The following is a 20,563-nucleotide window of genomic DNA, read 5'->3' on the forward strand; positions in this document are numbered from 1 at the left end:
TCATTATCTCCAAGAAACCATAACCGGAATTGTTTTATCTGGGCTGATGGTAATAGCGCCCACTGGGCAGTTAAGACGGCACAGATGACAGATTTGGCAATCTTCGGGGTAAGCAATTACTGCTTTGTTGGTTCTCTTGTCTAACTGAATAACATCGGTTGGACAGCTTTCGATACACGCTTTACAGGCGATGCATCCAGAAATTTGTTCGATAGGCATAAGATGCTCCGTGACTTAGAACGAAAGTTGTTCAAAGTGAATGTTGGATTTACGAATTTGCAGGGCAGTGAGCGCTTTACCTACCGGTTCCATCATTGGCTCTGGACCGCATACATATACAGCCCAATCACGGAGTTGCTGGGGGGCGATAGTACTGCGAATGATGTCGATGTCGACAAAGCCTTGCTTAGTGCTATCACCACTGGATAGTTCTTCATTTAGAAGTTCTTCACAAACCCGTTGCTGTTTGAAGTTGGGCATTGTTAGCTCAAAGTCATTTATTTCGTTTTGCATCACTAATTGTGTTGAATTTTTTGCGGCATATATCAATCGAATAGGGCGAGGGTCTGCTTTGTCGGCCAAAGCGCGAAGTAGGCTCAACATGGGAGCAATTCCAGCGCCACCGGCTATCAAAGTAATCCCTTTAGCTTGATTACTCGCGTTTAAATCTAAACTTCCATAGGGGCCATCAACGTACACTTCTTGGCCCGTAAGCAACTGATCCAGAGTTGAGGTATAGTCGCCAAGTTCACGAATGATGAACGACAAGCTTGGTAGTTGTGTTGCGCTAGACGCAATCGAAAATGGGTGGTCTTGCAAGCCAAAGCGATTATCACTGGTACTTAGCCAAACAAATTGCCCTGCTTCAAAGCTAAAGTTAGCGTTTTCAGGCGCTGTCAATGTGAGTTGCCAGTCACGAGAGCTGACTCTTTCCACGCTCTCAAGTGTAAATGGGCGATGTTTAAGTTTGGCGGGTTTAATGAAATAGTTATAAGCAGTGCCTAGTAAACTTAAGGCACATAGACTCCACCATAGCCATTCGAAGCGCGAATTAAACTGACTATGACTGCCAATACTGGTGATGTGGGAAGTTGCAAGAATAGCGATAAGCATAAAGCCGACCACATGCAACACTCGCCAAGTTTCGTAGCGTATGCGTAGCTTGTCTTTGAAAATGGAAAGGGTGATCCAAACCAGCATGAGTAAATAGGCTACTATCCCCGAAAGGGTATTGGGGGAAGTTACAATGGCTCTAAGACTTGTCAGCCCATCGTCGGTCGATGCCATAAAGCGCGGCGCTAAAATCAAAATGGGATGCAGTAAGAACACCAGCGCTAAAGCTTTACCGACTTGCTTATGTTGGGTCATGCTCCAATCAATGTTGGCAAACAAAGGTATATTTTTAATCCGACCCGCGAGTGGAAATTGTAGGTAAAAGGCCATCATTGCTAAAAGATTCATAAAACTGATTGCTGCAAAGTAGTAACCATTAAAATCTAAACTTAAAAATAGTGTGGCAATAAACGGCAGAGGTAGTAATAGCGTATAGGCTGTACTCAATTTAAATCTAGAACTGCTCGCTTCGAAGTACTGATTTTTTTGCCAGCTTTTTATCATCGCGGAAGGACTCATTTCTCGCTCCTGTTGCTTAGCACTAATAAGCTTTATCAGTGCATTTCTTAGTGAAGAATATAGAAATAAAATGTGTGCAAAGTATGGAGAAAATGAGGAGTTGGGCTGCCCAAGCAACATTTGAATTAGCTGTTACGGCTTTAGTTGTTAACGTTGATGTTTTGCAGCAAGTTGATTAAATAGCGAGTCATTACCCACAAGCCAACAATTTGTATTTTATTTTTGACTCTAATTTGTGAAAATACCAATTCGCATAAAATTCCGTTGCTTGCGAGCGCGGATAGCCTTAGTTTTACAACCGTGAGCCTGCCAATGTCGAATGTGCCACTAAATGTGCAGCAATGCCTAGCACAACGAGAGCGATTAGTTAGTTTTAGAACCATCGGCAGCTTTGAGTCAGGTAATCAGCTTGGTTTTGGTTTTATGTTCAAACCGGGTATTACCATTGATTTTGCGAACTATAAACTACCTTACTACTCTGCATGCTATGTCATTCGTGGGCGAGGCGTTTATACCGATGCTTTGGGAAAAAACTACCAACTCAAACCCGGCAGTTTGTTCCAGCGCCATCCCGAAGTGGAGCACTCTACAACGATAGACCCAAACAGTGATTGGGCAGAGTGCTATATCGATTTTGGGCAGCAGATCTACCAATTTATGGTAAATATGAACATCATAAATCCCGAACAAGTTGTAGCAAACGGCCCTGTAGACCCCATGATAGAAGCTGAGACTTATCGACTATTAGTCGAGTTACAGGCTTCCAGTGAACACAATTTGGCGGATTTACTGTTGCAAAGCTCGGTGCTGCTTAGGCGGATATTAAATCGTGAACTACATGTAGGGCTTCAAGAAAGCAGTCATAATTTCATTGAGAAAAGCTGCAAAGACTTCACCCTTAATTACCATAAAAGAATCGATTTACGCCAATATTGCACCGACAATGGTGTGGGTTATGAATCGTTTAGAAAAAGTTTTAAGAAATCTTTAGGTGTCTCCCCAAGCCAATACATTATTCATCGTCGAGTTGATATGGCTTGCCAAATGTTGTCAGTTTCAGCGCGTAGTATCAGTAAAATAGCTGATGAGCTTGGCTACTGTTCACAGCATGATTTTTCAACTCAGTTCAAACGCATTACCGGAACAAGCCCCAAAAGCTATCGGCGTAGCATGAATACCATTTAGCATAAAAAACTTACCAAGGTAGGCATGGGCTTTTTCTTAGGTCTGACTTAGATTTAAGGAAACTATCCTAAAGAGCGCATATCATGGCCCACTTTCTGAACCATTTAGCAAAACCTTGGCAGTCGCCGGAACTTCCCGCAATTAATAAACTGTGTCCGAGAGCGACTTTATATCCCTATGATAGCGTAGAAAAGGCATTGGCGAGGGACCGAGAGGCAAGCCCTTGGTTCGAGTCATTAGATGGGCAATGGAAGTTTAAACTTTATGATAGCCCTGAACAGGTCCCTGAATCAGATTTTTCAATTGATTGCGATGACGCCCATTGGCGCGTATTAACTGTACCTGGTAATTGGACGATGCAAGACGTTGGTGACAAGCCCCAGTACACCAATGTACAAATGCCGTTTGTTCTCAATCCGCCGATGGTGCCCGAACACAATCCAAGTGGCGTTTATCGTTGTCAATTTGAGTTACAACAAGGCTGGGATAAACGGCGCACGGTTATTCATTTTGGTGGGGTGGAAAGCGCGTTTTATGTATACGTGAATGGTGAACAGGCGGGATTTGCTAAAGATAGCCGAACTCCCGCTGAGTTTGATATCACTAATTTACTTCAAAGCGGAACTAACCACATCGCTGTGCTGGTAATCCGCTGGTCAGATGGCACCTATTTAGAAGATCAAGATCACTGGTTTATGGCGGGTATCCACCGCGAAGTGTATCTCTATAGCACCGATAGTGCCTATATTCAGGATCTATTCGCTAAAGCAGGATTAGATGATGACTACCAAAATGGCCATTTGAATGTAAAACTCAAGGTCGAAAATTGCATCGGTGACCAACGAAAATTTAACGTTGATGTAACGTTATATAACGCGCAAGGGCTTAGGGTTTTAGATAAACCGAGAGCTAAGCAATGTTTTGGAATTCCGATCACCCATACCAGCGCAGAACAGCTTAAACCTTTAGACCATAATGTACGTTTAAACTTCGACGTTTCTAGACCCCTTCAATGGAGTAGTGAAACTCCAAATCTTTATACCTTATTGGTAACCTTACGTGATGAGCAAGGTGTGCTAGTTGAGTCGGTTTCAACGCGGATAGGATTTAGACGGGTTGAAATCCGCGATAAACAACTATTGGTCAACAATAAAGCGGTCATGATTAAAGGTGTTAATCGCCACGACCACGATCCGCAAACGGGTAAGACTGTTTCTCGCGCCACCATGATCAAAGATATTGAACTGCTCAAACAATTTAATTTCAACGCAGTTCGTACCGCCCATTATCCCAATGATGTGCAGTGGTACGACTTATGTGACGAATACGGAATTTACTTAGTCGATGAAGCCAATATTGAATGTCACGATTATTACGACCAGCTGTGTCGCGATACGCGTTGGCTGCCAAGCTTTATCGATCGGGTTACGCGTATGGTTCATCGCGATAAAAACCATCCAAGTATTATTATGTGGTCATTAGGCAATGAATCAGGTTACGGCGCTAATCATGATGCTGTTGCTGGTTGGATCCGCGGATTTGATGATAGCCGCGTTTTGCATTACGAAGGGGCTACGCGCTTGGAGTATGGGCAAGCAGAAAGCTCCATGGAGCCTGGACGCGGTAGCTTGGCAACTGATGTCTATTGCCCGATGTATCCGACTATCGAACAAATGATTGAGTGGGTAAGCAGCGTTGATGACCCCCGCCCATACATCAGTTGTGAATACTCTCATGCCATGGGAAATAGCAACGGTAGCCTAAAAGACTATTGGCATGCCTTTGAAAACTATCACGGCTTACAAGGTGGGTTTATTTGGGACTGGGTAGACCAAGGCTTGAACGCCGTTGATGAGAACGGACAAACATATTGGGCCTACGGTGGTGATTTCGGCGAGTCTATTCATGACTTTGATTTTTGTATCAACGGTTTGATTTGGCCCGATCGCACACCACACCCGGCTATGTATGAGTTTAAGAAGCTTGCGCAGCCTGTAGCCATCACCCTTAGCTCTTGGAAAGAACGCCAGTTTTCAATTCATAATAAGCACGATTTTATTGATTTGGAAGGAATCGAAGCGCAATGGAGCTTGTTTAAAAATGGTCAGCTGTTGGCGAAGGAAGTGGTTTCGGGTTTAAAGGCTGCTCCGGGTGAGACAGCTGTTTTAAGCATCAGCTTGCCTGAACTTAATCAAGATAGCCAAATTGAGTACCATTTGAACTGGGAGTTTCGCTATAAGCAAGCTCAGCCATGGTGCTGCGCTGGTCACATCATTGCCAGTGAGCAATTTTCTCTGCCGGCAGCGACAGTGCAATTGCAGCAAAGCTCAAGCTACGCAAAAGCTGTGCAAGTTATCGACAGTGAGGATCGTTTGGTATTGCGTTTTGGCGACTGTGAAGCCAGCTTCAGCCGCAGTACTCATTGTTTTATGGCTTTGAGTTGCAATGAGCTGCCTATACTAGATTCGGCTTTGCAGCTTAACTTATGGCGCGCAACTACCGACAATGACGGTATTCGAGGCTGGGATGGTCAAGACGACAAACCTATGGGGCTTTGGCAAGCTGCTGGTTTGGATAATCTACAGCTTAAATCATCATCATTAAAACTTTACCAAGCAGACGTGGGGCAAGCTAGCGTTGAAGTACATCATGTATGGGTAGGCCGCGATCCGAATAAAGAGGCCATCCACATCCAGCGCTACCAGTTTCTTGATAATGGCGAGCTGGAAATACAAAATCTTATAGATATTGACCAACGTTTACCTTCCTTAGCCCGGGTAGGGATACGCTTTAATACGGGGCCTCATTTTGAAAACTTGCAGTGGTTTGGGCGCGGACCCTTTGAGAACTACCGTGACCGAGATGCTGCGGCCTTTGTAGGCCTCTATCAGTCAAGCGTTGATGCGCAATTTGTACCTTACATTCTCCCGCAAGAGAACGGTAACAAAACTGATGTGAGATGGTTTAGTTTAGATAATGGACTAAGCCGTTTAAGTATACGAGGTGATTACGCAATGGAGTTTGGAGTCAGTCACTTTAGCTCTCAGGAGCTTTATCAAAAACGTCATGTGCATGAATTGATAGCCAATGACCAAACTATCATCAGTATCGATTATCAGCAGCGCGGTGTTGGAACCGGATCCTGCGGACCACAAACCCGCGACGAGTACACGGTTGAACCAGATGCCTATCAGTTCAAAGTCTATTTAAAAGCTGAGTAGCAAAACCGGTAACTTTACAGACCCAACCAACACGGTGGGTCTGTTGTTGCGAATTAACACCTATTTTTAACTAAAGACTGTTCGCGCACTGGCTTAAGTTTGTACTTTTCTTATCTAAATAGCCACTTAAGCGCGTTAATACCAAGGCTACAATTACTATTCCTGCCCCGACTAAGGGAGTGTTCATCAGGCCTGAATCAGCAACGATAATCCCACCTCCCCAAGACCCTAGCGCAATGCCAATATTGAAAGCAGCTATATTGAGCCCTGAAGCAACATCAACAGCATCGGGTGCATACTTCTCAGCAAGTTTAACGACGTAGACTTGTAAGCCCGGTACGTTCCCAAAAGCAAACGCTCCCCAAATTAAAATGGTGGCCACTGCGGCGATAGGGTGTGGCGCAGTAAAATAGAACAGCACTAATACGAGCGCCAAACCGGTAAAAATGAGGGTTAGCGCTTTCACTGGCCCCATGTTATCGGCCATTTTTCCGCCCCAAATATTGCCAAAAGCAACCGACACCCCATAGACCAACATAATTAAACCAACCGTGCTGGCGTTAAACCCTGATATTTGCTGCAATATCGGCGCTAAGAAAGTAAACGCGGTAAATGTGCCGCCATATCCTAGCGCTGTTATTGCATAAACCAAGAGTAAGCGTGGTTGGGTTAGTACCTTTAACTGGGCTGAAATTTTTGCGCTTGGTGATTGTTTTAAATTGCTTGGGATCCACAAGAAGCTACCCACTAAGGCGATAAATCCAAGAAAGGCGACGATCAAAAAAGTTGTTTGCCAGCCGAACAGTTGCCCTATATAGGTTCCTAGAGGTACGCCAGTGACCAAAGCGACAGTAAGACCGGTAAACATAATCGCGATGGCACTTGCGGCTTTCTCTTTAGCCACTAGACCCGTTGCGATCGTTGAGCCGATGGAGAAGAATACTCCATGGGTTAGGCCGGTAATAATACGAGCAACAACCAAGGTGTTGTAATCAGGGGCTAACCAAGCGCACAAGTTACCGACAACGAATAAGCTCATTAAAGCCAGTAATAGATGTTTGCGGTTCCATTTTCCGGTTAGTGCGGTGAGCACTGGAGCACCAATGGCGACACCAAGTGCATAAAGGCTAACAAGCAATCCCGCTGAAGGAAGGCTTACGTTTAAGTCCAAGGCCATTGTGGGTAACAAGCCGACAATGACAAATTCTGTAGTTCCAATGGCAAAGGCACTGAGTGTCAATGCGAATAGTGCAATGGGCATAAAGCTAATCTCTGATTTGAAGTAAACAGCTTGGTTACAAGCTGGGTTAAGTTACCGTGGAGTATCTAGTAAAAATTTGTTGCTAAAAATAGTGTTTATGGCAAATTACTTTTGTAAATATTGCAAAAATAAGAAGCGTGATGATTACTCGATCAGATGATTTAGAAATGTTACTAGCCGTGGTGGACTGCGGTGGTTTTTCGGCAGCAGCCCAAAGCTTGGATATTCAAGTAGCGAAAATATCGCGCGCGGTGAGCAAAATAGAAAGTAAACTGGGCGTATCGATTCTTAATCGAACCACGCGTCGGGTGGAGCTAAGTGAGGATGGCCGTCAGTTTGTTGATTCTATTCGACGCGGCATTGCGCAACTAGAATTGGCAGAAAATGAGTTGATATCTGTGGGCGATGTTCCAAAAGGTCTACTTCGAGTTGATGCTGCAAGCCCTTTTGTTTTTCATCAGTTAGTGCCATTAATCCAAGACTTTTACGCGGCTTATCCGAATATCGAACTTGAGTTAACATCTAATGAAGGCTTTGTAGATTTACTCGAAAAAAGAACCGATGTCGCAATCCGGGTTGGTAAGTTAACTGACTCGAGTTTAAATGCGCGCAAGCTTGGCAGTAGCTTACTATATATGCTTGCATCACCGGACTACCTGCGCGCGAATCCAAGTCCCAAAACCTGCGGTGATCTCGCTAATCATCAGCTGATTGGTTTTAGTGGCGCAAAGATCCTCAATAGTTGGCCCATACCAGGGCCGCATATTACGCCCAATATTAGAGCAAGCAACGGCGAGACAGTGCGTCAGTTGGCACTTTCTGGGAATGGTATTGCCTGCTTATCGGGTTTTATGGTGAAGCAAGACATTGAGCAGGGAAGGCTGGTGGCGGTGCTAGAGCACGAAAAACAAGCTCACAATGATAGAGAACAAATAAATGCAGTGTTTTATAAATCCTCAGCGGTATCAAAACGCATCTCTAGTTTTCTTGATTTTATTCAAGTACGTTTAAACCTGTAGCACCTGCCTCGTTATCGCGTAGGTTAAGGTGTTGGTGTTTGGCTTCTAGTTTGATGATTTAGTAGGGGAATATAGTTTTGATTAGAGAAATGACTAAAGCTGATTTTGAAATCTTTTGGCCGACTTTTCGAGATATTGTTGTGGCGCAAGAAAGCTATGCCTTTGACCCTCAAATTAATATCGAAACCGCCTATCAACTGTGGTGCAAACAAACCCGCGCTTCATTCGTCTTTACTCAAAACGACCAAATATTGGGAAGCTACTACATTAAATCAAATGGCATGGGTCCCTCTGATCATATTTGCAATTGCGGTTACATGGTCAGTGAGCTTGCCAGAGGCAAAGGCATTGCTAGCAAGCTGTGTGAACACTCTCAGGCCACAGCGAAAGCATTAGGTTATAGTGCGATGCAGTTTAACTCAGTTGTATCAACCAACCAGATTGCAATAAAGCTATGGCAAAAGCTTGGCTTTACTATTATCGGAACTATTCCTGAAGCCTATCGGCATGCGCAACTTGGTTTAGTCGATAGTTACATTATGCATAAAGCACTAATCAGGTAGCAGCCATAAGCCTATACTTCTGCACAAGTTAACTCTTCAGAAAGTTCTCTATTTTTGGCTTAATGGTTAGTGACATAGTGACCATAAGCGTCAATCCAATTGGAATCGCAACCACAAAAGCGTCAATCCATCCGGAAATAAAATCAGCGCGACTCTCCAAGCCAATGTTATTCACAGTGGTAACAAAAGCCATCATTGATTCCATCAGTACAGCCATCAACAATCCAACAATTAAGTTGCGTTTCATCTCGCTGAGCTTTGGTAATAATTTGTTGGTGAGCAGCGTTAGCGTTGTGGTGAATACAAAACCGAGCGGCATCATGAAAATGGCGACACCGATGAATGATTGCAGCCAGTTACTAAAAAAGCTTTGATCAAAGCCAAGTTGCATATAGGTCATTGCGCCTGTAAGCGAGCCGCCTATGGTCATCATTAAACCCATTACCACTGCTATTTTATAAATCAGCGGGTTTTTGGTAGGTTCAGAAGCTGTGGCGTTAAGTGTTGCTTGCATATTCATGTTTGACCCTTGATGGTTAGATGTAATTATCTGGTTGATGTTGTCAACTATATTGGCTGTGATTGATAAGGTCAACTACTTTTTGTTGTTTTCAAACTTCTTTATAAAGCTAGCCTTGGGCATAGAAGTTTATTGGCTTTTTAATGGCTCGATAAGGATTAAGAGCCCAGCATACTGCTGGAAATTGACACGCTTGTCATAAATGCCAACTATAGTGGATGAGCGAATACGCAAGTTAAACTGCAACTACCTATTCTACGAACTGAATTCAAAATGACTAAGGAGCTGTCAAAAATGAGCGAAGCCTTAACTCGAGCCCGTGAAATACTACAACAAGTGGATCCCGAACTAGAGACCGTTTTAAGTGAACGATATGACGAGCTACTACCGCAGTTTGCCGAGTCGCTAATTGAAATGAGTTATGGCCGAGTTTACTCGCGACCAGGCTTGGATATTAAAACCCGCTATATCGCCACCATTGCGGCCTTAACGTCACAAGGCGCACAAACCTTGCCACAACTGCGGGTGAACATTAAAAACGCATTAAAGCTTGGCGTTACACAAACCCAAATTAGCGAAGTGATTTTTCAAATGTCACTCTATGGCGGTTTGCCAGCAATGATCAACGCGTTAAACGCCGCCAAAGAAGTGTTTGCAGAGTTTGAACAACAGGCTCAAAAATCTGGTGATTGATAACAACTTACAGTCAGATTTTTTACAGGCTTAATACTAAAAGGACGTGTAATAATGGATAGGTATGTACTGTTGCTTCGCGCTGTCAATGTCGGTGGTAAAAACCGCTTGCCCATGCAAGAGCTTCGACTGTTGTTGCAACAGGCTGGCTACCAAGGTGTCCAAAGTTATATTCAAAGTGGAAATATTATCTTGTGTGCCGCAAGTAATCCGCTAGCTGATGTAGCTAAACTAATCGCTGATAATTTTGGCTTTGAAGCCCAGATCATAGCGCTCGTGGACGAAGATTTTGTTCAAGCAGCAAAGGCTAATCCGTTTACTGCTGGCGAGCCCAAAACCATCCATTGCTATTTTTGTCAGCAACAGCCTAACCTTGACCTGCAAAAAATTGAAGTCACGCGCGACCCAAGCGAAAGCTATCAAGTTGTGGGCAACACTTTCTACTTACATGCCCCCAATGGCATTGGCCGTTCAAAATTGGTCAAAAACATTGAAGCTTGTTTAGGTGTGAGCTCAACCGGACGCAACTTGAATACGGTAAATAAGCTATGTGAGATGTTGAGACAGTGAATATTGGTAATGGGCTTGAGTCGTTTAACTTGTTTATGCCCAGATTCTAGTTGGCGGGTTCGTCGCTGACTCATTTTTACCCCACTGCGAGTTTAGAGCTTTAAAATTCTGTGCTTGTTAACTGTATTTTCCCATACATATACTTATGAAAATACACGGCTATTAAAAGAGAGTACCAGTAGATACTCTCTTGGGTTTGCTCTTACCTTTTGAAGGGGGAGTCCAGTCAATAGCCTTTAAAGGTTCATCTACGGGCTTTATGGTTTTTCTTAAAGCTGCATTAAAGCCACATTAATACTGCAAGGTAGTGATAAAAAGCGCATTGCAACCCATTGGATATATGAAAAAAGGGGCAGCGCACTTTTACTTAAATATGCAATCGAAAATCTATTTGCTAATAAAGTTGATGTAAATGAACAAAATCCTGAAGCTATTAGTTTTTATATACACTTGGGCTTTAAGGTTGTAAATCGTTCTCCATTAGATGGACAAGGTAACCCATTTCCATTGTTGCATATGGAATTGAGCAAAACATAACAAGTCAATTTAAGTCGGAACTCAAACAGTTGGCTCGGTTCCGCTTCGCTCCATATTATAGCCAACTATTCTCGTCCGCTTAATTGGGCGTTGATACTGAGCATACCTAGCTTAGGTTTACCCAAAAGATCACAGCAAAGATCACTTTCCTAACACGTTTATGTCCAACTACGAGTTCAGCATCTGGTAGGATGAAAAATATCCCAGAATAGGCCGCTCTTGGGCAGCATACTGCGATAACCTGAGTAAGTTGTTCATTTATCCTTAAGACATTGGTAAAGCGATCTACACGACGATTGCGATAGATTCATTTAACAGCGTGATACGTAAAGCTACGAACAAACGAAAGCTTTTCCCCACAGACGAATCTGCAAGGAAGGTTGCCTATCTAGCGATTATGGATGCATCAAAGGATGGACGATGTCAAAAGGAACTGGCGACAAGCCCTCAATAGATTTATGTTTTTCTTTGAAAACCGACTTACAGAATACTTGTAACATAAAGCAATTCCAAAGAACCATCCACTGGGTCACACAGCCCAAGAGTCAAGCCACCTCCAGCTCCCGAAAATTGTTGTGACAGTTTTTTTTACACCTAGTGAGACTAACTCATGACAAAGAAACCTAAGTCATTGTGGTGGTGGTAATTCCTATTTTTGGCCTTCTTTTTGCTGTTCAATTATTACTTAATTCTGCTGGGTAAAAACCATGAAATACCAAGTCTTTGTCTTTTGTTCTGTACTAATGGCATTTTCATCAACTCAATATGTTAACGCTGAAAGGCGGGACCTGTTTGCAGAAGCAATAAAGGCAAACCCCACCCCCTTAACCGAAGCGATTTATTCGGATGAAAAAGCGAAAGGGATAATTGCTTCATATTTCGGTAGCGCCTTTTCCATGACGACGTATACATTCAATCAATATAAAAATGCAGAGGTGAACTCGAGACTTACGCAGCAAGCAATTCAGGATATACTAATATTATCTGACACGAATGGTTGGGTGAAAGCTTTTGCTCAAGAACAACTTACTAGCCTTTCGGCAAGTTATCCTACAAACGTAATTTTAGAGGAAAGTGGAGTAAAAAACGGTGTGTATACATGGATTGCTGATTTGGACGTCTTTTTTTCGCTAAACTACATGGGAGGCGAAAATAAAAAAACGGGAACACATAGGTTTCGAGCGACCATGATTAGAACAAACGAAGCTTATCATCATGAGTTTATTGTATTAGATAAAATTAGAATGCTCGATTAAGCGCAGCTAGGGCCGGCGAGTAAAATACTCGAAGCGTTTACTGAGCCCCGTAACTCATTTCTGTCCAGTTATTTACTATAGCGATTACCGCTAGCACTCTGCCAATCCTCCGACTCTTCTGGATCTTTGCTTTCTTTAGGCTACATTTTCAATATGTCTCAATTTTTCACTTTCTGGAAGTTGCTAATGTTAAGTAGAAAAAATCATGTAAGAATCAATAGAATGTTGAGAAAACATCTTTATTCTTTTAACGCTCCTAGATGGAGCGAATTACGAGCCATTGGACAAAGTAAACTAGCAAAATCAACATCGATATGGGTTTTTGTGATTCCTTTTATGGCGAAGTTAATAGGGGAGAGTAAGGATTTAGAAATAAGCCTTGGAGGAAAGGCCTTTGTATTTGAGTTAGGACTACCTTTCAACTGGCAATTGCTTTTGTACTCGTCTTTGTTCTTTCTAATTGGTACTTTGACCTACCTCTGTTTTTGTCCTTATTTGATTCAAAAATATAAAAATTACCCAGACTTTAAATCTAACGGTAAAGCGTCGCGAACAATTATAAGTAACTTTGAGCGATTGATCCTTTCGAAGAAAGACTATCGGCACATTTCAGAATGCAAAAGTGATAAAGCCTTGGAAGTATTTATATGTGATTATGTTGAAAATGGTAAACAACTTATTGATGGGAGAAATCTTTTGAATAAGCATGTTGTAGGTGATGTTCTATTCAAAGCAAAAATTAAACATGATTCAATGCAGGAAGCATTTAATTACATATATAACTTCTCTGAAGATTTATCCCTTGTAGCTCGGCAAGCTATTTTCATTTTTTATGGATTAGGCTTTTTGGGGCTGTTAATCATTTTGCTTCAGAACATTGTTTATGTGATAAACGCGTAACGGGCCTATTAAGTGTAACAATAACCATGGCTACGTTCCGCTTCGCACCACAATTATAGCCAACCAATTTGACTCGCTTAAGCAGACGTTAACTTTGTCCAGCCATACAGAAACTAATCGACGATACCTTTGCCCAGTCGAGCTCCAGAACGCATCCATAGTTCTATTTCGGCCCAAAAGGTTCTAATACCAATCACAGTAATTTATTGATCACTATTGTTTGACTAAAACACCAATCTTGTCGTCCTAACTCTTGTCATTAGACCGCTAATAACCGCGACTTCTTCCTAAAGCTAAGCGTTTTAGTACAACAAGTAAAAGACCAAAAATATAATGGGATTGGTATAATCAAGTCGGTAGCTATTCAAATGCTTTTATTCGGCTTGGTACTTTCGGTGTTCACGCCATGGTCAACACCAAAGAGAACAATGATACTATTCTTTTAAAAATTGATTGATGACGGTATTAGCGTTGTCTTGTGCTGATTGGCTACCTATAATTTCGGGCCAGTGGTCTACCTGATTCGCCAGTGGACCAGTCAACCCTTTCTTACTTCCCCACCAAACACCTGTCTTGAATTCATCGCTGTTTAGCAGCACATCAACGTAACGTTTAGCACCTACATCTACAGAATGTGCCTTTCCAAGCTTCTGCATAACCCACATTGCTGAATTCATGATCCATCTTTGATGCCAAGGTAGTGACGCCGTACCAGATGTACCACGTGCCATTCCGGGGTCAACAGTGATAAACCTTTTATCGGTATGCTCCCGTGCCATACTCATTGTCCATAATGCTCCCATGAGTTTCACAGCGCCGTAAATATCCGTATAGTTTTTGTTTTCAGTAAACTTTTCACCGTTGATCACGCTTGTCCACTCTTCAATCGAACCTTCTTTAATGGGGGGTCGACTCGCACCTACTTCAGGCGCTCCTCTCGCAGCAAAGCTTGCTACGTACATAACTGAACCACCAGAGGAGAGTTTATTGTTGTTAATCAGGTGATTAGTGAAATGGACATGTCCTAAAACATTTATCGCAAAAATAAACATTACGCCATCTTTAGTGAGCTGAGTTGGCGTCGTTCCTCCACCACCTCCAGCGTTTAAGATGATTGCATCTACTGGGTTCTCAAGGCTCTCAGCAGCTTGACGACATGACTCAACGTTTCCAACATCAACAATTAAGATCTCAAAAATCTTCTTACCTGTTGAGATTTCTAATTGGCGAAGCGCCTCTTCAGCTCGGCGTTTATCACGGCATGCTAATATTATTCTCGAAATGCCTGCTTTTTCGGCGAATTGTCGTGCTGCTTCAAATCCAAGTCCGGAGTTTGCACCTGTTATTAAAACTGAAGAATAGCTCATAGTATTTACCAATAATTAAAAGTGTAAAGGTGGCGCAAGGCCATGAATTAATCGTTAATGTGTGTTGAAAACTATCCCTATATCTTTACGCACCGAACGGAAAACATGTAATCCTTGGTACTTGTAGCTCGGCGGATTTCGCCTTTATGTGCATTCCACCAAGAGTAAGCAAGGGTTCGAATAATGGCTTTTTTGTCAGTTGAAGCGCTCGCTGTCCAAAATTCAGTGTAAGCACCTTGAGTGATGTAGAAACCATTCCACTTCACTCCGGCAGGTCGAGCAAAAAATCGGTGTTTATTTACGATTGATGGGGAAAACTTCTTAAATAAGCCATCGTTTTGGGATTCTTTGAGTTGAACGCCAAGGTTTTGCTTACCACCGCGCCAAGCAAATTTGTTAATTTCTTCTTCAGACATGCCTATATTGCGCTCTAATTGCTTCCAATCATCATCGGTTGCTACACGCCAACCTACAGGGCACAGGTTTCGCTGATCAGAAACATCATGCCAATCGTACAACCTGCCATACTTCAATAAGTTATCTGGTTCATCTTTAGGGATAACCCCTGTTCTTACAGCGGAACCGTCTTGAAATGTGGTACTCCTAAGACCTTCTGCTAACCAGGTTTGATCGCCAATGATGACAGTACGGTAGATATTACCTTCAACATCTTGAACCGTATCTTCTAGTTGATGTAACTCTTTATTCATGTCGTTAGCTGATGAAACTGTTGCGGAAACCATGCAGACTCCTATGGATAAAATGTACTTCTTCATTATTTAGCCCCTCAGTATCAACCTAATACTTAAGGCTGCTGTAAATATGTCGTAAGTTTAGTCGGTCACCCTGTCATAAACTTATACATTTCCATAATTGTTAAAACAGGCTTGTAAGTTCCATTTAATCAACGCGTTAGTGGTTTTTTCTGCTATTTCAAGAATGATAACTTGTTGGGATATGAATAAGTTTTGATTGGCCGTTTCACTTAGAATCCCCTTATGCGTTGTAACTAAGCACAGCAGAAGATCCCTTAGCGATGAAAATCATTAAGTCTTCATTGACCTTACTTTTAGCGACTTTATTCATGATTATCGGAGGCTGATAGCGTGATTGAAGCGAATGCTCTCAATAAATACTTTGACCATCATTTTACTTACTCTAAAAGTAAACTGGTTTGTTATGGTGAGAACCGAGACTTTACTCTTACCGCCAAAGTAGAAAGCTACTCGATGCAAAGAGATGATCTTAGAATTAGTACTGCCTCTCACATGAGTCCTTTATTTGCACCCGATAATCGCTACTATGAACAGTATGGTGAGAAAATAATCTGCGAAAATAGTACGAGTACATCTGATGTAGAGGCGTGCAATCAGGGTGAGCAAACTTGGTTTTCAGCATGGGGTTACATTGAAAAAGGTCGTATTCATGCTCGACTAACTTGGAACCCTTTTTATACCGAATTGGAAAAAACGATGAAAACTGTCGCCTTTTAGGTCGATTAGATAAATTTTGAGGGAGTAGCGAAATGACCAATACACTGCATATCACTTCTATTTCGGAGCTACATGCTGCATTAGGGTTGGGTGCACCCGCTCACCCGCTGGTGAGCTTTTTCAATCCATCCCAAGTTAAGCATGGGATTACGGAGACCGTCAAAATTTGTTTTGATCTCTATCTGATGTCCTTAAAGGATTCTGCTCATTGCATGGTTGGCTATGGTCATACAAGCTATGACTTTGATATTGGGACGATGACCTTTCTTGCTCCAGGGCAGGAAGTGGTTATTGAAGCAACTGAGCCGCTAGAAAGCTCGTTAGGTTGGACTATTGCTTTTCATCCTCAACTGATTGGAAAGTCAGACCTTAGCAGTAAACTGTCACAGTTTACCTTCTTCGAATATCAAAATAGTGAAGCGTTGCATCTATCTGAATGTGAGCGAGTGATGGTCACTGATATTGCTTCTAGTATCGGAAATGAAACCGAAATGAATATGGACAAACACACTCAGTCGTTAATTTGCTCTAGCATTGAGTTGTTGTTGAAATATTGTTCGAGATTTTATGATCGCCAATTCATCGTGCGTGGAGATTTAAATCACGATTATATGAGGCGTTTTAATCAGTTCTTAGACTCATATTACCAAGGAGAGAAGCCTTTTGAGCAAGGTATTCCAACGGTTCAATACTGTGGGAAAGAGATTGGTTTGTCCCCTTATTACTTAAGTGATCTACTAAAAAAGGAAACAGGAAAGACAGCTTTAGAGCATATACACCTATTTTTAGTAGAGCGAGCAAAGAGCCAGATTTTGGATACCAGCGACAGCATTACTCAAATAGCATATGAGTTGGGCTTTGAGTACCCACAGCATTTCTCAAAACTGTTCAAAGCAAAAACAGGAATAAGCCCACGGCAATTTCGAAATGATCCAACAGCAATACACTAGAAAAATTTGGTTAGTTACTCCTAGAGCAGATGTATTTTCAATGATTCTAACGTTGTAGTTACTTGTAAGTAGTGGCAAGCAACCCGAATTGACCGACTTATAACGCAACCTTGTTGACGGGTAACATGATTAAAATCAACAGTAATAACAAGACACCCATAATAGTGGAGGTAATAACAAGACACCCATAATAGTGGCACTCATGTAATAACAAGACACCCATGATAGTGGCACTCATGAAATGATGGTCTAGGCTTAAGTGGCAACTTAATCAATAAGAGTTCTGTGATGCCAAGGCTACGTAAGGTGAAAGTTAGATATTCGGATACTTCTTATTGCATTGTATTTCTCTTTGAATGCACTACGCTTCTTTATGCGGTATCCACTTAGTGTTGCATGTGAATTAACGACGAGCCCTCTGTTGGTCAATGAACGACGTCCACTGCGTTAACACTGCTGCACAAAACAATCTGTAGACTCTGGCCTATCTTAACTTATATCTGAACGCGAACTTAGCCCCTATACTTGACGATGTTCAACGACATAAACATAAGCTGAGTAGCATCAAACCCGGGTATGTTATTCGAGGGGCATATCACGATTGGATAGTTAGGCTTGGAATTTTGGCTAAAGAGTTATCTATATCAATCTAATATTGACTCATCTAATACCCAAAACCATGCACTGGTGCACTAGATGTGTGCGTTTATTCGAAGCGCAGTTAAGCGGTTTTTTTTGTAAGTTATTTTTTAGCGGGAAAATGTGCAATCGGTACAAATTACTTGCTGTGAACTCATCCAAACGCACAAACATTACTTTCTTAATTTTTTACCCCCCCTTGGCACAAATATTGGACTCTATAAGAAAAGGAAAACATAAATTACCAGCTTGAGAGCCCCTAAACATAGGTGTTCTCTCTATGACATGGAGCAATGACTATGAGTCAAACTAACGATTATCCATTATCGGCAGTACCCCACGATGCACGGAAAGGGTTTTGGTCTACCGCATTTGTACTATTAGGATTTACGTTTTTCACCTCTACAATGTGGGCAGGAGGCACACTAGGTAGTTCCTTAAGTTTTAGTCAGTTACTTTGGGTTATTTTGATCGGTAATCTATTGCTGGGCGCATACTCAGCGGGACTTGCATATGTCGCTTATAAAACAGGTTTAAACTCGGTGCTGCTAGGACGATATTGCTTCGGTGAGCAAGGGAGTAAACTATCGGACTTTGTACTGGGTTTCACACAAATTGGTTGGTATGCCTGGGGAACCGCTACCATTGCAACCATTTTAGTTAAGCTGCTAGCTTTGCCAGAAAGTTATGCGACGGTATTAATGTTAGTTTTTGGCTTTGGTTTTTGTATTACAGCTTTTATTGGTTACAAAGCCTTAGAAATTCTTTCCAAAGTCTCTGTTCCCGCAATGCTGATGTTTATAGCCATTTCAATATATAAAGGCAGTGTTGATATAGGTGGTTTTTCGGAGCTCAGTAAGATAGTTCCTAGCGATACAATCGCGTTTGGCGCAGCCATTACCCTTGTTTTCGGTACATTTGTAAGTGGAGGGACTCAAGCAACTAACTGGAGTAGATTTGCAAAGTCAGGACCGATTGCCGTTATAAGCACGTTACTCGCATTCTTTATTGGCAACGGATTGATGGTTTTTGTTGGGGCATTTGGTGCAATGGTATATCAGCAATCTGACATTGTTGACGTACTGGTAAGCCAGGGTTTTATGCTTATCGCAATCTTGATGTTATTTGCCAATATTTGGACAACCCAAGACAACACCATTTACAACTTTGCAGCGGCGGGGTGTAACCTATTTCGAACCGACAAACGTAGGCTTGTGACGGTTATAGGAGCCGCAATTGGTACCGTATTAGCCATTTTTGGAATGTATAACTTACTAATTCCGTTTCTAATTTTATTAGGGACCTTTATACCTCCAATTGGTGCAATCATAATGGCTGATTTTTGGGTGAAGCACCGCGGGGATCTACCAGCTTTGGACCAAATTAAGCTTCCTAATTTCGATGCTTGTGGTTTGGCGGCCTACGTTGTCGGGTCTAGCGCAGCTTATTTCTCTCCATGGATTGCACCTTTAGTCGGCATTGTCGTTTCAGCCGTTTTCTATTGCCTACTTATCCACATACGCTCTGCCCAGCCTATGATTAATCATGCGGTTGATTAGGAGGTAGGCCTTGCCTATACGTGCGCAGGACATCCCACAAATTCCCGGTCTAAGTAGCATAAAGCTACTGACCGGTAAAAACAGCCAGCAAGTTATTCGATGGCCGTATTTAGTTGAAAACAAAGAACTCTCTCCCTGGTTGAAAGGAGGGGAACTAGTGTTTGTTACCGGAATTAATTTACAACGTAGTGAGCAAGAGTTCTGCCAATTAATTGATGAAGCGATGGGGGAATCTGCAGCGGGAATGGTTATTCTGACCCAATCAGAGTTCATCGCCAGTATTCCTAAAGTTGTATTGAGCTACGCCAGCCAGCACCATTTTCCAATATTGGAACAGCCCTATTCTTTGCCGATGGTAGAGGTAACCGAACTCATCTGCAACGCGATAATACAAGACAATTTGATGACACATTCACTTCAGCATTTTATTAGTCAAATTATCAATAGTAGCGGTGAACTATCATCGTTATCGCAATTAAGAGCTTCTGAATTTGGCTTAGATTTAAATAGTCCAGTTGCGATTGCTTTTTTGCAAGCTCGGCAAACTGACATAATAAAGATTGATAGCTGGTTGTTTCAGCTAAATCAGTGGTTACGCTTAATGCGGAGCCCATATCCTACGGTTGAACACCATAGTGGTTGGTATGTTTTAATTAGCATTGATGCTAAAGACTCGACTGAACAACAGCGCTCCCAATGGCAAGAACTTAGCGACTATTTGGAACAGTTTAAGTTTGAATTCAATATTGGTATTAGCGCCAGCTTGCTCGGATTAAGTAACTTGGCGTCAGCTGCTGTCCAGGCAAAGCAAGCAGCAGAGTTCACTCAGATCCATGGCCACAATAGAGCGATCTTACACTATGATGATTTAGGTATTAGTCGTGTTTTTGCAGCCATTGAGGACCCTAAAATTTTAACTACATTTTGTATACATCATTTAGGGCCGATGTTTAATAGTCAATCGGATACGCTAAACACACTAAAACAAACGCTGCGTTGCTACTTCGACAATTTAGGATGCCAGCGTCAAACCGCCAACGAACTGAATATTCACAGGAATACCCTACGCAATCGCTTGGATAAAATTCAACAACTTACTGGCTGCCAACTAGACCAAGCTCAACAGCGCCTAGAGTTACAAAATGCGCTACTGATGGAACCTTTGGCGGTTCTACGTCAGCAGCTATCACAAGGATGA

18 protein-coding genes and 2 pseudogenes are annotated in these 20,563 nt (G+C 42.3%); 14 read left to right on the forward strand and 6 right to left on the reverse strand.

Translation table 11 applies throughout. The annotated features are described in order from the left end of the window. Nucleotides 1–3: 3 nt before the first annotated feature. Together DBZ36_RS12155 and DBZ36_RS12160 are read right to left on the reverse strand one after the other, a co-directional pair. Nucleotides 4–219, reverse strand: coding sequence for a 4Fe-4S dicluster domain-containing protein (locus DBZ36_RS12155; protein ID WP_120355219.1), 216 nt, complete (start codon nucleotides 217–219; stop codon nucleotides 4–6). Between the two features lie 15 nt (nucleotides 220–234). After that, the gene (locus DBZ36_RS12160; RefSeq protein WP_158589092.1) at nucleotides 235–1,632 is read right to left on the reverse strand and encodes a ferredoxin reductase family protein; all 1,398 of its coding nucleotides are present in this window, start codon (nucleotides 1,630–1,632) and stop codon (nucleotides 235–237) included. Between the two features lie 312 nt (nucleotides 1,633–1,944). Here DBZ36_RS12160 and DBZ36_RS12165 point away from each other — a divergent pair, with 312 nt between their 5' ends. Then, complete coding sequence (locus DBZ36_RS12165; RefSeq protein WP_120355221.1) at nucleotides 1,945–2,817, forward strand: AraC family transcriptional regulator; 873 nt, start codon at nucleotides 1,945–1,947, stop codon at nucleotides 2,815–2,817. Nucleotides 2,818–2,900: 83 nt separating this feature from the next. Then, nucleotides 2,901–6,038, forward strand: a complete 3,138-nt coding sequence (locus DBZ36_RS12170; RefSeq protein WP_120355222.1) for a glycoside hydrolase family 2 TIM barrel-domain containing protein — start codon at nucleotides 2,901–2,903, stop codon at nucleotides 6,036–6,038. Between the two features lie 70 nt (nucleotides 6,039–6,108). On the opposite strand, the gene DBZ36_RS12175 is transcribed toward DBZ36_RS12170, so the two are convergent. Next, on the reverse strand, nucleotides 6,109–7,299 hold the full coding sequence (locus DBZ36_RS12175; protein ID WP_120355223.1) for an MFS transporter: 1,191 nt from the start codon (nucleotides 7,297–7,299) through the stop codon (nucleotides 6,109–6,111). Nucleotides 7,300–7,439: 140 nt separating this feature from the next. On the opposite strand from DBZ36_RS12175, the gene DBZ36_RS12180 reads away from it, so the two are divergent. Both DBZ36_RS12180 and DBZ36_RS12185 read left to right on the forward strand, forming a co-directional pair. Then, nucleotides 7,440–8,318 (forward strand): LysR substrate-binding domain-containing protein, encoded by an 879-nt coding sequence (locus DBZ36_RS12180; protein WP_120355224.1) that lies wholly within the window; start codon nucleotides 7,440–7,442, stop codon nucleotides 8,316–8,318. Nucleotides 8,319–8,395: 77 nt separating this feature from the next. Then, nucleotides 8,396–8,881: a GNAT family N-acetyltransferase gene (locus tag DBZ36_RS12185; RefSeq protein WP_120355225.1), complete on the forward strand. Its 486-nt coding sequence runs from the start codon at nucleotides 8,396–8,398 to the stop codon at nucleotides 8,879–8,881. A gap of 28 nt (nucleotides 8,882–8,909) precedes the next feature. On the opposite strand, the gene DBZ36_RS12190 is transcribed toward DBZ36_RS12185, so the two are convergent. Next, a complete protein-coding gene (locus tag DBZ36_RS12190) occupies nucleotides 8,910–9,401 on the reverse strand; it encodes a DUF2798 domain-containing protein (protein ID WP_120355226.1) in 492 nt (163 codons plus the stop codon). Nucleotides 9,402–9,695: 294 nt separating this feature from the next. Between DBZ36_RS12190 and DBZ36_RS12195 the strand changes: the two genes are divergently transcribed. From DBZ36_RS12195 to DBZ36_RS12220, 6 genes and pseudogenes are all read left to right on the forward strand, one after another. Further along, nucleotides 9,696–10,094 (forward strand): carboxymuconolactone decarboxylase family protein, encoded by a 399-nt coding sequence (locus DBZ36_RS12195; RefSeq protein WP_120355227.1) that lies wholly within the window; start codon nucleotides 9,696–9,698, stop codon nucleotides 10,092–10,094. Nucleotides 10,095–10,148: 54 nt separating this feature from the next. Beyond that, nucleotides 10,149–10,664, forward strand: coding sequence for a DUF1697 domain-containing protein (locus tag DBZ36_RS12200; RefSeq protein WP_120355228.1), 516 nt, complete (start codon nucleotides 10,149–10,151; stop codon nucleotides 10,662–10,664). 360 nt (nucleotides 10,665–11,024) lie between these two features. Then, nucleotides 11,025–11,201 (forward strand): annotated as a pseudogene (locus DBZ36_RS12205) (GNAT family N-acetyltransferase); the annotation flags it as partial. A 190-nt stretch (nucleotides 11,202–11,391) separates the two neighbouring features. Beyond that, a pseudogene (locus DBZ36_RS20620) lies at nucleotides 11,392–11,698 on the forward strand (transposase); the annotation flags it as partial. A gap of 210 nt (nucleotides 11,699–11,908) precedes the next feature. Further along, complete coding sequence (locus DBZ36_RS12215) at nucleotides 11,909–12,457, forward strand: hypothetical protein (protein ID WP_120355230.1); 549 nt, start codon at nucleotides 11,909–11,911, stop codon at nucleotides 12,455–12,457. 186 nt (nucleotides 12,458–12,643) lie between these two features. Beyond that, nucleotides 12,644–13,357: a hypothetical protein gene (locus DBZ36_RS12220; protein ID WP_120355231.1), complete on the forward strand. Its 714-nt coding sequence runs from the start codon at nucleotides 12,644–12,646 to the stop codon at nucleotides 13,355–13,357. A 434-nt stretch (nucleotides 13,358–13,791) separates the two neighbouring features. On the opposite strand, the gene DBZ36_RS12225 is transcribed toward DBZ36_RS12220, so the two are convergent. Then, on the reverse strand, nucleotides 13,792–14,724 hold the full coding sequence (locus DBZ36_RS12225; RefSeq protein WP_120355232.1) for an SDR family NAD(P)-dependent oxidoreductase: 933 nt from the start codon (nucleotides 14,722–14,724) through the stop codon (nucleotides 13,792–13,794). A 77-nt stretch (nucleotides 14,725–14,801) separates the two neighbouring features. After that, nucleotides 14,802–15,467 carry a fibrobacter succinogenes major paralogous domain-containing protein gene (locus tag DBZ36_RS12230; protein ID WP_120355233.1) on the reverse strand — a complete coding sequence of 222 codons (666 nt, stop codon included), beginning with the start codon at nucleotides 15,465–15,467 and terminating at the stop codon, nucleotides 14,802–14,804. A gap of 363 nt (nucleotides 15,468–15,830) precedes the next feature. Between DBZ36_RS12230 and DBZ36_RS12235 the strand changes: the two genes are divergently transcribed. The 4 genes from DBZ36_RS12235 to DBZ36_RS12250 all read left to right on the forward strand — a co-directional run bounded on the left by DBZ36_RS12235 (nucleotide 15,831) and on the right by DBZ36_RS12250 (nucleotide 20,563). Then, nucleotides 15,831–16,217: a hypothetical protein gene (locus DBZ36_RS12235; protein WP_199711855.1), complete on the forward strand. Its 387-nt coding sequence runs from the start codon at nucleotides 15,831–15,833 to the stop codon at nucleotides 16,215–16,217. A gap of 32 nt (nucleotides 16,218–16,249) precedes the next feature. Beyond that, nucleotides 16,250–17,167, forward strand: coding sequence for a helix-turn-helix domain-containing protein (locus tag DBZ36_RS12240; RefSeq protein ID WP_199711856.1), 918 nt, complete (start codon nucleotides 16,250–16,252; stop codon nucleotides 17,165–17,167). A gap of 938 nt (nucleotides 17,168–18,105) precedes the next feature. Beyond that, on the forward strand, nucleotides 18,106–19,365 hold the full coding sequence (codB, locus tag DBZ36_RS12245) for a cytosine permease (protein WP_120355234.1): 1,260 nt from the start codon (nucleotides 18,106–18,108) through the stop codon (nucleotides 19,363–19,365). A gap of 10 nt (nucleotides 19,366–19,375) precedes the next feature. Further along, entirely contained in the window at nucleotides 19,376–20,563 is a 1,188-nt protein-coding gene (locus DBZ36_RS12250) for a PucR family transcriptional regulator (RefSeq protein ID WP_120355235.1), read from the forward strand.

This window comes from Alginatibacterium sediminis, assembly GCF_003610775.1.
Lineage (GTDB): Bacteria > Pseudomonadota > Gammaproteobacteria > Enterobacterales > Celerinatantimonadaceae > Alginatibacterium > Alginatibacterium sediminis.